Genomic DNA, 15,815 nt, shown 5'->3' on the forward strand with positions numbered 1-15,815 from the left:
TTCCTCTGCATTTTTATTTGGGAGAAAGTAACCTTTAAGATATAATAAAGAGCATTCACATATTTAGACGATTTAGATTACAAAAATGTTTCAAGTTTTTTTCAAATTTTTCATTTTGTTTTTGGAGGAAATGATGAAAATTAAAGAAATTATTGTGGTTGAGGGAAAAGATGACACAACAGCCATTAAGAGAGCAGTTAATGCAGATACGATCGAAACGAATGGTTCTGCTATTAATAGGGAAACCATCGAAAAAATAAAATTGGCTGCTGAAACAAGAGGAGTCATCGTATTAACAGATCCAGATTTCCCTGGACAAAAAATACGACAGACAATCCTAGAGCATGTACCTAGTTGCAAGCATGCCTTTATTGAGAAGGCTGAGGCTATTCATAAGCTCGGTAAAGGGGTAGGGGTAGAGCACGCCTCACCTGAAGTCATTAGACAAGCTTTAAAGGACGCTCAGATGATGTCAGAAGCCCCTAAGGAGGAAATCACACAGGAAGACCTATTGGACGCAGGGCTTGTTGGTGGTGAAGGTTCAAAGGAACGAAGAGAAAGACTTGGGAAGCTCTTAAAGATTGGATACACAAATGGAAAGCAGCTTCATAAGCGTCTGATGATATTTGAGATTACGAAAGAGCAATTTGCACATGCAATAGAAGAAATGCGTAAGGAGGATCAACATGAATAAAGATATTGCTACCCCTATAAGAACAAAGGCGATATTGGAAAAGCACGGGTTTTCTTTTAAGAAAAGTCTAGGCCAAAATTTCTTAATTGATACGAATATCTTAAAAAGGATTGTAGACCATGCAGACTTAACAGAAAGCTCAGGAGCCATTGAGATTGGTCCTGGTATTGGAGCATTGACTGAGCAGTTAGCAAGAAGAAGCAAAAAGGTAGTAGCCTTTGAAATTGATCAACGTCTATTACCTATCCTAGAAGAGACGTTAGCGCCTTATTCAAATACAAAGGTCATTCATTCAGATGTATTAAAAGCGAATGTAAATGAAGTGATGGCAGAGGAATTTAATGAGTATGATGATGTCATGGTGGTGGCAAACCTCCCTTATTATGTAACGACACCTATAATTATGAAGCTCTTAGAAGAGAAATTGCCGATTAGAGGGCTTGTCGTAATGCTTCAAAAGGAAGTAGCTGATCGGATATCTGCAAAGCCGGGAACAAAGGATTATGGTTCATTATCAATTGCTGTTCAGTATTATACAGAGGCTGAAATTGCGATGGTTGTACCAAAGACCGTTTTTGTCCCGCAACCGAATGTAGACTCTGCTGTGATTCGTCTCATTAAGCGGACAGAGCCGCTCGTACAGGTGAAGGATGAAGATTTCTTCTTCCAAGTGACCCGTGCAAGCTTTGCTCAAAGAAGAAAGACCCTTTTAAACAATTTATCAAGTCAGCTACCAGACGGAAAGTTGCGTAAAGAGGAAATTCTTGCTGCATTAAGCGAGGCAGAGGTAGACCCTGGAAGAAGAGGAGAAACCCTGTCTATTGAAGAATTTGCACGCCTAAGCGATGCCCTATATCCTTATTTTCAATAAAAGTCCTGTACAGGGCTTTTTATTTTGCCTTCTTTCACCAGACAAAACAATCCGGCACACCCATCTAGACAAATGCATAATTTAAGGGAGAGGGATATATAACTAGACTCGCTCAATTAGATGTAATTGGAGTGACCAACATGGCTATAAGCATTATGGATATTGTCGGAAGGGTGTCTCATAATTGTGATATTATGTTTCGGGTTATCGATATAAGAGAAGTGAATGGGAAGAAAATAGCCATTCTTTATGGGGAGGACTTCCGGCTTGTAGCGGATGCTCCTTATGATGATTTAGTGCCGATGAGCCAGCAGGATCAAATGAGGATCGCTAAAAAATTTCAATCACTTGAAGAGCAATCATATCAACTGTTTCGCCAAGAAGTGAACCTTCTCCAAAACAGACAAGAATACGAAACAACAGAGGGATATAGTAAACCGAATAATTACTTTCAAATTCCCGGGAAAGTTCTTCATCTTGATGGGGATCCTTCTTATTTGAAAAAATGCCTTACTCTTTATGAAAAAATTGGTATCCCTGTAACGGGAATTCATTGTAATGAAAAAGAGATGTCAACCAAAATAGGGCAGTTGATTGAGTATTACCGTCCAGATATACTAGTTATTACTGGGCATGATGCTTATACAAAGACAAAGGGAAATAAGTCAGATATTAACGCCTATCGTCATTCGAAGCATTTTGTGCAGACTGTACGGGAAGCTAGAAAAAAGGTACCTCACTTAGATCAACTAGTTATATTTGCAGGCGCTTGTCAATCTCACTTTGAATCACTGATTCATGCAGGTGCAAACTTCGCAAGCTCGCCTTCACGAGTAAACATACATGCTCTTGATCCTGTGTACATCGTTGCGAAAATCAGCTTTACTCCATTTATGGAACGAATTAATGTATGGGATGTGCTAAGAAATACATTAACAGGTGAGAAGGGGTTGGGAGGAATCGAGACAAGAGGTGTCCTTCGAACAGGTATGCCTTATAGTGGAGAATCAAATCACTGATAAATAAGCCGCCGTTGAACGGCTTATTTTTTTGGCTGATTTTTCGTATGTTAGTGGCTGTTATACTTATTTTAAAATACATACATAACCTTTAATTTTTTCGGAGAACCTAAAATTGTTGAAAATAAGCGGAAAAAGTAGAACAAAAAATATTGACATATAAAATTATTTGTTGGTATAATTTATATTTTTGTTTGACTTCTTCGGTGTCAGTGTGATATACTTTACATAGTGAGGTGGACCGAATGGCAAAAACATTAATTGATATTAAGAAGGCTCTAGATTCAAATTTAGGGAAACGGCTTATGCTGAAGGCGAATGGTGGACGTAGAAAGACTATTGAGCGTTCAGGAGTTCTTGCAGAAACCTATCCATCCGTTTTTGTAATTGAATTAGACCAAGATGAAAATGCTTTTGAACGTGTATCATACAGCTATGCGGATGTTTTAACAGAAACGGTTCAAATTACCTTCTACGAAGATACATCAGGAAATATTGCACTAAGCTAATATATTAGGAAGAGCAGTGGACTAACGTTTGCTGCTTTTTGTTTTTGTTTAAGATGATAGATTGTGGATAAGCACTTCGGCATCCAGCAGAGGTGCCTTGCCCCTCAAGGCCATATGCCAATTTGGAATTAAGACAAAGAGTGCCTTCTTTTTTAAATAGGCTAACTTGCCCAAGGCTGACCAATGCCAATGAACCTTTTTTTCCGAATAAAAGGATTACTCCTTTCCATACTAATGGTACGTGGTGAATAGGAAGGGGATGTTACTTTGGGCAGAAGAAATGGAGTCATGTCTGATGGGTTTAAAGAAGAGTTAGCGAAGGAACTTGGTTTTTATGATGTCGTCCAAAAGGAAGGATGGGGCGGCATTCGAGCAAGGGATGCGGGAAACATGGTGAAACGGGCAATAGAAATGGCCCAGCAACAACTTAAAAATCAATCCTAAGCTGGTGAACGAATGAAGACACTCAGAGGATTTTGTCAAAGTTAACTGAAGATGAACGGAGATCACCACGCGAGTCGGAGCTATTGCTTCGGCTCTTTATCATATATAAAGGTACAAGATCCTCATTAAATAAGGCTCATATATGGCTGTGTGCCGTTTTGGAGCAAGGGCGGAGGTAGAAAGAGTGAGATCCGCTAAGAAGCAGTAAAAACATCCATGAGGGTCTCTTGCTTGCTTCATATTCAGAGGGAACTTTCATCCGCAATTAACAGAATCACAAAAATACGACAAATTACGTTTAATTAGCGTATTTGTCAAGGCGACCATGTCTGTATCAACTCGTTTTGTGGTAAAATAGGACAAATATGATGCGAAATGGATAAAGTAGGTGGAAATTTTGAAGCTGTTGGTAAAAGCACCGGCTAAAATCAACTTATCATTGGATGTCTTGCATAAGCGTCCTGATGGGTACCATGAGGTAGAGATGGTGATGACAACTATTGATCTAGCCGATCGCTTAGAACTTCAATCAATAAATAAAGATGAAATTGTTATTAACTCTCAAAATCGGTTTGTTCCAGATGACCAACGTAATTTAGCTTATCAAGCTGCAAAGCTTCTAAAGGAGCGATTCGAAGTTAAAGAAGGAGTTAAGATCACAATAGAAAAGCATATTCCAGTTGCAGCCGGATTAGCTGGAGGAAGCAGCGATGCAGCTGCTACCTTAAGAGGATTGAATAAGCTTTGGGGCTTAGGATTGTCTATGGACGAGTTAGCGGCAATTGGAGCAGAAATAGGCTCAGATGTCTCATTTTGTGTGTATGGTGGTACTGCGTTAGCGACGGGGAGAGGTGAAATTATTCAGGCTCTTTCAGCTCCTCCAACATGCTGGGTCGTACTTGCTAAGCCATTTATTGGAGTGTCCACCTCAGATGTCTATCGTCGATTAAAGGTAGCCGATTTACACCACCCAAATACGAAAGAAATGATCAAAGGAATTGAACAAAAGGATTACACTGCTGTATGTAGAAATGTGGGCAATGTTTTAGAAGATGTAACCTTAAAGCTTCATCCGGAGGTAGCTCAAATCAAAGATCAGATTAAGAGGTTTGGAGCAGATGCGGTGTTAATGAGCGGAAGTGGTCCGACGGTATTTGGACTTGTCCAGCATGATTCTAGAATGCAGCGAATCTACAATGGGCTGAGAGGATTTTGTGATCAAGTATTTGCTGTACGGATGCTTGGAGATCAGCATACTCTTGATTAAATCCGTATATTAGTGTTATATTATTTAAAAATATTCGGATTTGTGGAGGTTCCAGCCTATGAAGTTTCGTCGCAGTGAAAGACTAATTGATATGACGAATTATTTATTAGAACATCCAAGACAACTGATCCCTCTTACCTTTTTCTCTGATAAATATGATTCGGCTAAATCGTCTATTAGTGAAGACTTAGCGATCATTAAAGAGACTTTTGAACAAAGAGGTATCGGTACGTTACAGACGGTTCCAGGAGCAGCAGGCGGTGTGAAATTTTTTGTAAAAGTAGGTAATCAAGAGGTAAAGCCTTTTATAAATGAACTTTGTGAGCTAATTGCAAGTCCAGAAAGGCTACTTCCTGGAGGCTATCTTTACATGACAGATATTCTAGGGAATCCTTCAATCGTTCAAAAGGCAGGCAGGTTATTTGCTTCTGCTTATGCTCATGCTGATATAGATGTAGTCATGACGGTTGCAACAAAGGGAATTCCATTAGCCTATGCGGTAGCTAGTCAGCTCAACGTGCCTGTTGTCATTGTTAGAAGAGATAGCAAGGTAACAGAAGGTTCTACTGTGAGTATTAATTATGTATCCGGTTCAACTAAGCGAATTCAAACGATGGTCCTATCGAAAAGAAGTCTAGAAGAAGGATCAAAGGTGCTGATTGTAGATGATTTTATGAAAGCAGGCGGAACGATTAACGGAATGGTAAGCTTATTAGATGAATTTAATGCACTAGTGGCTGGTATCGCCGTTTTAGTAGAATCTGAGGAAATTGAAGAACGACTAGTTGAGGATTACTTATCTCTTGTTAAACTATCAAATGTAGATGTGAAAGAGAAAAAGATTTCGGTATCTGAAGGGAATTACTTCAAGCATAATTAATTTAGAGGGGGGTTTTTGAAATGAAATATGTTCAAACGAATTCTGCACCTGCAGCGATTGGACCTTATTCTCAAGGAATCGTTGTAAATAATCTATTTTATAGCTCTGGTCAAATTCCTTTAACTGCTGAGGGACACATGGTTACAGGAGATGTGAAAGAGCAGACACATCAAGTGTTCAAAAACCTAGAAGCTGTATTAACAGAAGCTGGCACCTCTTTTGAATCAGTCGTTAAGGCAACGGTGTTTATTAAAGATATGAATGATTTCGGAGCCATTAATGAAGTGTATGGTGAATATTTCTCAACTCATAAGCCTGCACGTTCATGCGTAGAGGTAGCAAGGCTGCCAAAAGACGCGCTTGTAGAAATAGAAATAGTAGCACTAGTTAAATAATTGACGAAAAAAGACTGTAGACATGATCTATAGTCTTTTTTTGGAGTTGAAAAGGGATATTGTTGTGCATTGTTGGCGAGATCCCCCCTCACTTCCCCGGCAATATAGAAGAGCTACCTATATTTAGAGAACGACCTTATCTCAAAAATACCCAATTTTATGCGTCTAATTATGGGTAAAAAAGCCATATTTTTCTAAAGTTTCACCATTTTGCCCTAATTTTTCTAAAAATTTTTGGATAAAAGGAGGAATATTGAAAAATCTGTTGAATAATTTAACTAGAATTTCTATCTCATCGTGAAAAGGTGGTGAACAAAATGGAAGTAACTGACGTAAGATTACGCCGCGTAAATACGGATGGTCGAATGAGAGCAATCGCGTCGATTACATTAGATAACGAGTTTGTTGTTCATGATATTCGTGTAATTGATGGAAATAATGGGTTATTTGTTGCGATGCCAAGCAAGCGCACTCCTGATGGAGAGTTTCGTGACATTGCTCATCCAATAAATTCTGGAACACGTGGAAAAATCCAAGAAGCTGTATTGGCTGAATACCACCGTTTAGGTGAATTAGAAGTTGAATTTGAAGAAGCCGGAGCTTCCTAGGATCTGACAACAAGGGCCTACTTCGAAAGTAAGGCTCTTTTTTATGCCTTCAAATGAATGGGCTATTCCCCCCTTTACCCTCCGTCAAGGCAATTAAACATTACTCCAAAAGAATTTCCCGAAAGAATTGTACGGTTGTTGACAAAAAAATGTACTTTGCTTTCATACCTTGAAATCAGTAGGTATTTAAGATATATTTTTAATGGATAAAAAGGTAAAAATGGAGGCCACTAAATGTCTAAACGATATGCCGTCGTATTAGCTGCAGGTCAAGGGACAAGAATGAAATCAAAGCTTTATAAAGTTCTTCACCCTGTTTGCGGTAAACCAATGGTTCAACATGTTGTTGATCAAGTCAAAATGCTTCATATAGACGAGATTGTAACGATTATTGGGCATGGAGCGGAGCTTGTTAAGTCTCAGCTTGGTGAACAAAGCAGTTTTGCCTTGCAAGCCGAACAGCTAGGAACTGCGCATGCGGTTATGCAAGCAAAGGAAATGTTAGATCGGAAAGATGGTGTAACCATTGTAGTGTGTGGTGATACGCCATTAATTAAAGCAGAGACGATGGAAGCGATATTTAAGCATCATGAAGAAACAGGTGCAAAGGCAACCATTCTTACAGCATTAGCAGATGAACCGACAGGCTATGGTCGTATTATCAGAAATGAAGATGGCCTAGTAGCGAAAATTGTCGAACATAAAGATGCTTCAGACGAAGAGAGAAAGATTAACGAAATCAATACAGGAACGTATTGCTTCGATAATCAAGCATTGTTTGCTGCTTTAAGCAATGTATCAAACGATAATGTTCAAGGCGAATATTATTTACCTGATGTAGTGGAAATTCTAAAAGCTCAGGGAGAGGTTGTCTCTGCTTTTCAAACAGCTGAGTTTGAAGAAACATTAGGCGTAAATGACCGGGTTGCCTTATCAGAAGCTGAGCGGATTCTAAAAAAGCGGATTAATGAAGGTCATATGCGAAATGGTGTAACCATAATTGATCCTATGAACACGTATATAGGTGCTGATGTTCAAATTGGTCAAGATACTATTGTTTATCCAGGTACGTATTTAATGGGTCAGACAGTGATAGGTGCTGATTGTGAAATTGGTCCAAACACAGAGGTGCAGGATTGTGAAATAGGGAATGAAACCATCATTCGTCAATCTGTAGCACATGATAGTCAAATCGGCTCTAATGTAAATATTGGACCATTTGCTCACATTCGACCGAAGTCCAATATTCATGATGAAGTGAAAATTGGAAACTTTGTCGAGATTAAGAAATCGCAGTTTGGAAAAGGAAGCAAGGCTTCTCATTTAAGCTACATTGGTGATGCAGAGGTTGGTCAAGATGTAAATATTGGCTGTGGAACCATTACCGTAAATTATGATGGAAAAAATAAGTTCCTAACGAAGATTGAGGATGGTACGTTTATCGGCTGTAATTCTAACTTAGTTGCACCTGTAACAATCGGTAGAGGTGCATATGTAGCTGCTGGATCTACAATTACTGAGGATGTACCAGGGGAAGCGCTATCAATTGCTAGAGCTCGTCAAGTGAATAAAGAAAACTATGTAACGAAGATGAATCTAAAGAAATAAAAGCAATCGGAGGTCCAACATGTCGAACCAATATTTAGATCCTAACTTAAAAGTATTTTCATTAAATTCCAATCGTGATTTAGCTGCAGAAATTGCTAAGGTAATTGGTGTGGAGCTAGGTAAATGCTCAGTAACTCGCTTTAGCGATGGAGAAATCCAAATTAATATTGAGGAAAGCATTCGTGGCTGTGACGTTTTCGTTATCCAGTCAACAAGCTCTCCTGTTAATGAGCATTTAATGGAATTATTAATTATGATCGACGCTTTAAAGCGTGCTTCAGCTAAAACGATTAACATTGTAATGCCTTACTATGGATATGCGAGACAAGACCGAAAAGCAAGAGCGCGTGAGCCAATTACAGCAAAGCTTGCAGCTAACCTTCTTGAAACAGCGGGAGCTACTCGAGTTATTACACTTGACCTACACGCTCCACAAATTCAAGGCTTCTTTGATATTCCGATTGATCATTTAATGGGTGTTCCTATTTTAGCTGAATATTTCGGAACAAAAGAATTAAATGGAGATATCGTTATCGTATCGCCAGATCATGGTGGCGTTACACGTGCTCGTAAAATGGCAGAGCGTTTGAAGGCACCAATTGCCATTATTGACAAGCGCCGTCCAAAGCCAAATGTGGCAGAAGTTATGAACATCGTTGGAAATATTGAAGGAAAAGTAGCTATCCTTATCGATGATATTATAGACACTGCTGGAACAATTACGTTAGCTGCTAATGCATTAGTTGAAAACGGTGCTGCAGAAGTATATGCATGTTGTACCCACCCGGTATTGTCTGGACCTGCGATTGAAAGAATCGAGAATTCAAAAATTAAAGAGCTAGTTGTGACGAACTCTATTGCGTTACCAGAAGAGAAGAAAACAGGAAAAATTCATGAATTATCAGTAGCACCTCTAATTGGTGAAGCAATTATTCGAGTGCACGAAGAACAATCTGTTAGTACTTTATTTGATTAATCCTAGGATGATTAGGCTTGCAGCTAATGCAAGCCTTTCTTGCTTATGGCGAGTCTAGGGGAAAGTAGAACTGGAGATGGCTGCTGTTTAGTTGTTTTTTCGAATAGAAGTAGATCCCATATTGTGATTTGACTTGCCAAGATACAATAAGGTGTAGAGCAATATGAGGCTCTTCATTCTAGTAGCGGGACTTGTGAAAAGAACCAGTAAAATCCCGTAATCATGTTTAGAGAATGTGCTTTTAGGGCATTTTGTTATATAGACAACCTTTGAAATTAAATAGTGGAAGGGGACTTATAACATGAGTGCTTTATTGCAAGCAAATGAAAGAAAAGATTTTAAACGTTCAGCATTGACGGCTTTAAGAAGAGAAGGGAATTTCCCTGCAATTGTTTATGGCAACAAGAAGGATAATAAGGCGATTTCAATTAACGAAGCGGATTTTATTAAGACTATTCGTGATGTTGGGCGAAATGGCGTCATGGGATTAAATATTAATGGCTCTGAGGTAAAAGTCATCTTAAGTGAATACCAAATGGATCCGATTAAAAATGAAATGATTCATGCGGACTTCCTAGCATTTGATCAGTCATCTAAAGTCAATGCAGACGTTCGAATTGTGCTGGTAGGTGATGCTGCTGGTGTAAAAGATGGAGGAGTTATGCAGCAGCCATTGCATGAGGTGTCCGTCACAGCTTCACCGAATGATATTCCTCCATCTATAGAGGTAGACGTTGCGAATTTACAAGTAGGTGAAACCATTACGATTGCTGATATTAAGCAATCAAAAGGGTATCTAATCAATCATGATGAAGAAGAGGTCATTGCTTCCATTCTTCCTCCTAAGCAAGAAGAAGAAATTGATACAGGTGAAGAACAAGAACCAGGAAAGCCTGAAAATGAAGAAGGAAGAGAGACGGAAGCATCTGAATAAATGAGTTTTCTAGCATCAAAGGATTGTTTACCAGCATAGCTAAAGAAGGCATAGCTCATGTTTATTGCTATGCTTTTCTATATGGATACCTCCAGATGCCATCCGCTGAATAGGGAGGCTGACGATTGAGAGATAGTGTCTTATTTTGTCAGTCTCTTTTTATTTTGGTTTTTAAGAAGGAAAAAGACGGGTTCATGTGGTAAATGGTATTATATTAGGAGTGTGTGAAAATGAAATTGATTGTTGGCTTAGGGAATCCTGGTAAACAGTATGATAAGACAAGGCATAATATTGGGTTTGATGTAATTGATGACATGTCAAACAGACTGTCAATTCCTTTAGACCAAGCAAAATTTAAAGGGTTATTTGGAATGGGCCATGTAAAGGGAGAAAAGGTCTTTCTTCTGAAGCCACTTACGTATATGAATTTATCAGGTGAATCTATACGCGCCATAATGGACTTCTATCAAATAGATTTGGAAGACTTACTAGTGATATATGATGACTTAGATCTGCCAGTAGGAAAAATTAGGCTTCGCCAAAAAGGCAGTGCGGGTGGCCATAATGGAATTAAATCTACGATAGCTCATGTAGGTAGTCAGGAATTCAAGCGAATACGAGTAGGAGTAGATCGCCCTCAAAATGGAATGAAGGTTCCCGATTATGTCTTAGGTCGCTTTACGAAAGAAGAGCAAGAGGCTATGAATGAGGTCATTATTAAGTGCACGAATGCATGTGAGCAATGGTTAGAAAAGCCTTTTTTACAAGTTATGAATGACTTTAATCAGTGATGGATAATTTGAAGATGGTAAGTGGAATAAATCTCCCTCTATGCGTAAATACTAACAGTAGGAATTGTTAGAATAGGGAGGGACAGTCTTATGGCCATCCATTACCACTGCCGTCATTGTGGGGTAAAGATAGGAACAATTGATAACATGTCCGTTTACACGGAAAAGTTAGGATTACATAAACTCACAGATGAGGAACGTCAAGATATGATCTCTTACGATTCAACAGGTAGTTTGCAAATTAAAGCGATTTGTGAAGATTGTCAAGAATCGTTACAGCGAAATCCTGACTACCATCAATATGATTATTTAATCCATTGAACGGCTTTGGACTCGTAATCCAAAGCATTTTTCTGTTTCAAATAGGACGAACAAGAGATTTTTACAGGTTAAACATAAAAAGAAGTTTGCTTCGAGGGGAGGGGTTCCATGGAAGGATTAAAACACTTATTTCAGCAGCAGGAAGATGTTCAAACAGTTATATCAGGGATAAATGAAGGGCTAAGAGAGCAATTAATTGCAGGCTTATCTGGCTCGGCTCGAACGGTGTTCTTAGCATCTGTTTATGAGCAAACCAATAAACCTATCTTAGTGGTTACCCACAATTTGTTACAGGCTCAAAAGCTCTATGACGATATGATTAATTTAGTTGGAGAGCAAGAAGTATTTCTCTATCCAGCCAACGAGCTAATAGCCGCAGAGCTAAGTATAGCTAGCCCAGAATTAAAGGCCCAACGAATTGAGGCATTGAATTATTGGGCAAATCATCACAATGGAATCGTCATTGTACCAATGGCAGGGTTGCGAAAGATTCTCCCGCCAAGCTCCTTATGGAAACAAAGGCAGTTATTATTTAAAGTTGGCGATGAGATTGACTTAGATGCCTGCTTGCTGCAATTTGTTAAAATGGGATATGTAAGAGCTGATATGGTAAGCTCACCAGGAGAATTCAGTGTTCGTGGTGGGATTATTGATATTTATCCTTTAACAGAAGCTGATCCTATTCGAATTGAACTATTCGATACAGAGGTTGACTCCATCCGAACGTTCTCCATTGAAGATCAACGTTCGAAGAAAAAGCTTGAGCAGATTCAAATTACTCTGGCAACGGAAATGCCTTTACATACGGATGATTACAATGTTCTTATTCAAAAGTTGGAAAAAGGGCTAGCAAAAAGCTTGAAGAAGCTAAAGGATGAGAAAGTTAAAACTCTTTTAATGCAACATATTTCATTTGAAATTGAGTTGCTTAATAATGGGCAAAAGCCAGAGCAATTATTTAAATACTTATCTTTAATCTATGAAGAAGGTAATAGTCTAGTAGATTACTTACCTCAAGATGGTTTAATTTTTATAGATGAAATCAGTAGAGTTCAGGAAATGAATGACTCTCTATCGAAGGAAGAAGCTGAGTGGTATACGAGTCTTCTGAATGAGGGACAAATCATTCATGATATAAAGGTTTCACATAGCTTATCTGATTTTGTGCAAAAATCAACTAAGCCACTTGTATACATGTCTTTGTTCTTAAAGCATGTAGCCAATACCAATCCGCAAAATATTATAAATATCTCCTGCAAGCAAATGCAGAATTTTCATGGGCAAATGAATGTTCTCAAAGGGGAATTGGAACGGTTCAAAAAAGGGAATTACTCGGTTGTCTTTCTGGGCACTGATGGGGAGCGAGTTCAAAAACTTCAGAGAGTTCTAGAGGACTACGAGATTGACCATTCTCAAGTGAATGAAAAAGGTAAGATTCTACCGGGAGTTACCCAGATTATGAAGGGGAGTTTACACTCTGGATTCGAGCTACCTATTCAAAAAATCGTTGTAATTACGGAAGAAGAGCTGTTTAATAAGCGAACGAAAAAATCTTCTAGACGACAAAAGCTATCAAATGCAGAGCGTATTAAAAGCTATTCTGAGCTTAAGGTAGGAGACTATGTAGTTCATGTGAATCACGGGATAGGAAAATATTTAGGCATCGAAACACTAGAAATCAATGGAGTGCATAAAGACTATCTTCATATTCGCTATCAAGGCACGGATAAACTGTATGTACCAGTAGAGCAAATTGATTTAATTCAGAAGTATGTAGGATCAGAAGGAAAAGAACCGAAGATATATAAATTGGGCGGAAATGATTGGAAGAAGGTCAAGAAAAAGGTTCAATCGTCTGTTCAAGATATCGCAGATGACTTGATTAAGCTATATGCAGAACGAGAAGCTTCAAGAGGCTACGCCTTTTCACCAGATGGGGATATGCAAAGAGAATTCGAAGCATCATTCCCATATCAGGAAACCGAAGATCAATTAAGATCCATCCATGAAATTAAACTAGATATGGAAAAAGAACGCCCAATGGATCGCCTGCTCTGTGGAGATGTAGGCTATGGAAAAACGGAAGTAGCCATTCGGGCAGCCTTTAAAGCGATTGCTGATGGAAAGCAAGTAGCCATTCTCGTACCAACTACGATTCTAGCCCAACAGCATTATGAAACGATGCGGGAGAGGTTTCAAGATTATCCAATAGAAATTGGGTTACTAAGTAGATTCCGAACGAAAAAGCAGCAAACGGAAACGATGAAAGGATTAAAGGCTGGCACCGTTGATGTTGTGGTGGGAACACACCGATTGCTTTCAAAGGATATTATGTACCGTGACTTAGGATTGCTGATTATTGACGAAGAGCAAAGATTTGGGGTAACACATAAGGAAAAAATTAAGAAACTGAAGACAAATGTAGACGTACTTACACTAACAGCAACACCAATTCCAAGAACACTTCATATGTCTATGCTTGGAGTTAGAGACTTATCAGTAATTGAAACACCACCTGAGAACCGCTTTCCTGTTCAAACGTATGTGATGGAGTATAATGGAGGTCTTGTTCGTGAAGCAATTGAACGTGAGCTAGCAAGGGATGGGCAGGTGTACTTCCTGTATAATCGGGTCGAGGATATTGAACGTAAGGCAGAGGAAATATCCATGCTTGTCCCAGACGCTAGAGTCACATTTGCACATGGAAAGATGACAGAAAATGAGCTTGAGTCGGTCATGCTCGGCTTTCTTGAAGGAGAGTACGATGTGCTAGTTAGTACAACTATTATTGAAACAGGAGTTGACATTCCAAATGTTAACACATTAATAGTTCATGATGCTGACAAAATGGGCCTATCACAGCTTTATCAGCTCCGTGGTCGCGTGGGACGCTCAAATCGAGTAGCGTATGCGTATTTTACGTATCGTAAAGATAAAGTGCTAACTGAGGTAGCAGAGAAGCGACTACAAGCCATCAAAGAATTCACAGAGCTAGGCTCTGGGTTTAAGATTGCTATGCGTGACTTGTCCATTCGAGGGGCTGGGAATCTTCTTGGAGCCGAACAGCATGGGTTTATTGATTCTGTTGGATTTGATCTTTACTCTCAAATGCTTAAAGAAGCAATTGAGGAACGCAAAGGAGATGGCGCTACATCTGTTAAACCATCGGTGGAGATTGATCTAGATGTAGATGCTTATATTCCTGATGCCTATATTGCAGATGGCAATCAAAAGATTGAAATGTATAAGCGTTTCCGGGGCCTATCCACTTTAGAAGATGTAGAAGAGCTTCAAGAGGAAATTACCGATCGTTTCGGAGAATATCCGGATGAAGTAGCTTTCCTGTTCCAAATCGCAGAAATGAAAGTGCTGGCTTTACATGCTGGTGTGGAAACCATTAAGCAGATTAAACAAGAAGTAACCATTCTATTGTCTGAAGAAGCTAGTGGACAAATTGATGGCCAGAAAATCTTCCAGAAAAGCAGTCAGTATGGAAGAATGGTTGGCTTGGGAATGGATGGCCAAAGGCTAAAAATTGTTCTTCATATAAAAGGGAAGAAGATCGAAGAATGGCTAAATGCCTGTTTTGAAATGGTAAAAGGGCTAGTCGATTCGAAGAAAGTAGCCTCATAGTCCTAAAAAGCTGCATCTCTCTACTAGGGATGTAGCTTTTTGTTTTCCTATTTTTTCTAAAAAGGGATTAGAGAAGGTTTTAAGTTATTTGGACAGGGGTAAATATAGGAAAATAGCTCGATTGGAATGTTTTAATATCAATGGTTTAATTAGCCGATAGGAGAAAAAATCTAAGAATGTGTATAGAACTTTCCATATGAAAGATACTAAGTTCAAATATGGCGATGATACATAAGCAGCAACCCCATCATTGCCAAATAAAATCATCAGATGAAAGTGAGGCAACGTTGAATGAAAGCAACTGGAATTGTTCGTCGAATCGATGATTTAGGTCGTGTGGTTATTCCGAAAGAAATCCGCAGAACCCTCAGAATTCGCGAGGGAGACCCACTAGAAATCTTTGTAGACCGCGATGGAGAAGTCATCTTAAAGAAATACTCTCCAATTAGTGAATTAAGTGATTTCGCCAAAGAATATGCAGAAGCTTTATATGATAGCTTAGGAAATCCAGTATTAATATGTGACAGAGATGCATTTATTGCTGTAGCTGGAGGATCCAAAAAAGATTATCTAAATAAAAACATCAGTGACCTAATGGAAAAGACGATGGAAGAGCGAACATCTGTATTAATGAATCCACAAGGGAATATTGCAATTATTGATGGAACAGAGGAAGAGGTTTCTTCTTATACAGTCGGACCTATCATTGCAAATGGAGATCCAATTGGAGCTGTTATGATTTTTGCGAAAGAAGGCAGTTTAGGTGAGGTAGAGCAGAAAGCTGTTGAAACGGCTGCTGGCTTCCTAGCTAGACAGATGGAATCGTAAGTAATCAATTGTAAAGAAATAATCGGCTAATGAAAGG

At 39.0% G+C, this 15,815-nt stretch carries 16 protein-coding genes; all 16 read left to right on the forward strand.

The features are described 5' to 3' along the window. Positions 1–133 precede the first annotated feature (133 nt). The 16 genes from rnmV to spoVT all read left to right on the forward strand — a co-directional run bounded on the left by rnmV (position 134) and on the right by spoVT (position 15,778). Positions 134–694, forward strand: coding sequence for a ribonuclease M5 (gene rnmV / locus LS684_RS00255; protein WP_233811503.1), 561 nt, complete (start codon positions 134–136; stop codon positions 692–694). Continuing rightward, positions 687–1,565 carry a 16S rRNA (adenine(1518)-N(6)/adenine(1519)-N(6))-dimethyltransferase RsmA gene (gene rsmA, locus LS684_RS00260; RefSeq protein WP_233808961.1) on the forward strand — a complete coding sequence of 293 codons (879 nt, stop codon included), beginning with the start codon at positions 687–689 and terminating at the stop codon, positions 1,563–1,565. The genes rnmV and rsmA overlap by 8 nt, the downstream gene beginning before the upstream one ends. A 140-nt stretch (positions 1,566–1,705) precedes the next feature. Continuing rightward, positions 1,706–2,584: a sporulation peptidase YabG gene (gene yabG, locus LS684_RS00265; protein WP_233808962.1), complete on the forward strand. Its 879-nt coding sequence runs from the start codon at positions 1,706–1,708 to the stop codon at positions 2,582–2,584. Positions 2,585–2,829: 245 nt separating this feature from the next. Beyond that, positions 2,830–3,093, forward strand: a complete 264-nt coding sequence (gene veg / locus LS684_RS00270; protein ID WP_233808963.1) for a biofilm formation stimulator Veg — start codon at positions 2,830–2,832, stop codon at positions 3,091–3,093. A 267-nt stretch (positions 3,094–3,360) separates the two neighbouring features. Next, on the forward strand, positions 3,361–3,537 hold the full coding sequence (locus tag LS684_RS00275) for a small, acid-soluble spore protein, alpha/beta type (protein WP_233808965.1): 177 nt from the start codon (positions 3,361–3,363) through the stop codon (positions 3,535–3,537). A 397-nt stretch (positions 3,538–3,934) separates the two neighbouring features. After that, on the forward strand, positions 3,935–4,804 hold the full coding sequence (ispE, locus tag LS684_RS00280; protein WP_233808967.1) for a 4-(cytidine 5'-diphospho)-2-C-methyl-D-erythritol kinase: 870 nt from the start codon (positions 3,935–3,937) through the stop codon (positions 4,802–4,804). A 58-nt stretch (positions 4,805–4,862) separates the two neighbouring features. Beyond that, a complete protein-coding gene (gene purR, locus LS684_RS00285; RefSeq protein WP_233808970.1) occupies positions 4,863–5,684 on the forward strand; it encodes a pur operon repressor in 822 nt (273 codons plus the stop codon). Positions 5,685–5,704: 20 nt separating this feature from the next. Next, positions 5,705–6,079 (forward strand): RidA family protein, encoded by a 375-nt coding sequence (locus tag LS684_RS00290; protein ID WP_233808972.1) that lies wholly within the window; start codon positions 5,705–5,707, stop codon positions 6,077–6,079. Positions 6,080–6,396: 317 nt separating this feature from the next. Beyond that, positions 6,397–6,687: a septation regulator SpoVG gene (spoVG, locus tag LS684_RS00295; protein ID WP_003347151.1), complete on the forward strand. Its 291-nt coding sequence runs from the start codon at positions 6,397–6,399 to the stop codon at positions 6,685–6,687. Between the two features lie 234 nt (positions 6,688–6,921). Beyond that, a complete protein-coding gene (gene glmU, locus LS684_RS00300) occupies positions 6,922–8,295 on the forward strand; it encodes a bifunctional UDP-N-acetylglucosamine diphosphorylase/glucosamine-1-phosphate N-acetyltransferase GlmU (RefSeq protein ID WP_233808974.1) in 1,374 nt (457 codons plus the stop codon). A 19-nt stretch (positions 8,296–8,314) separates the two neighbouring features. Then, positions 8,315–9,271 carry a ribose-phosphate diphosphokinase gene (locus LS684_RS00305; RefSeq protein ID WP_233808975.1) on the forward strand — a complete coding sequence of 319 codons (957 nt, stop codon included), beginning with the start codon at positions 8,315–8,317 and terminating at the stop codon, positions 9,269–9,271. A gap of 301 nt (positions 9,272–9,572) precedes the next feature. Next, a complete protein-coding gene (locus LS684_RS00310; protein WP_233808976.1) occupies positions 9,573–10,205 on the forward strand; it encodes a 50S ribosomal protein L25/general stress protein Ctc in 633 nt (210 codons plus the stop codon). A 230-nt stretch (positions 10,206–10,435) separates the two neighbouring features. After that, complete coding sequence (pth, locus tag LS684_RS00315; protein ID WP_233808977.1) at positions 10,436–10,996, forward strand: aminoacyl-tRNA hydrolase; 561 nt, start codon at positions 10,436–10,438, stop codon at positions 10,994–10,996. Between the two features lie 90 nt (positions 10,997–11,086). Next, complete coding sequence (gene fin, locus LS684_RS00320) at positions 11,087–11,317, forward strand: anti-sigma-F factor Fin (RefSeq protein WP_233808978.1); 231 nt, start codon at positions 11,087–11,089, stop codon at positions 11,315–11,317. Between the two features lie 108 nt (positions 11,318–11,425). Continuing rightward, on the forward strand, positions 11,426–14,950 hold the full coding sequence (gene mfd, locus LS684_RS00325) for a transcription-repair coupling factor (protein WP_233808979.1): 3,525 nt from the start codon (positions 11,426–11,428) through the stop codon (positions 14,948–14,950). Positions 14,951–15,241: 291 nt separating this feature from the next. Next, complete coding sequence (gene spoVT / locus LS684_RS00330; RefSeq protein WP_233808980.1) at positions 15,242–15,778, forward strand: stage V sporulation protein T; 537 nt, start codon at positions 15,242–15,244, stop codon at positions 15,776–15,778. The last annotated feature ends 37 nt before the right edge of the window (positions 15,779–15,815 follow it).

Source organism: Cytobacillus spongiae (assembly GCF_021390075.1).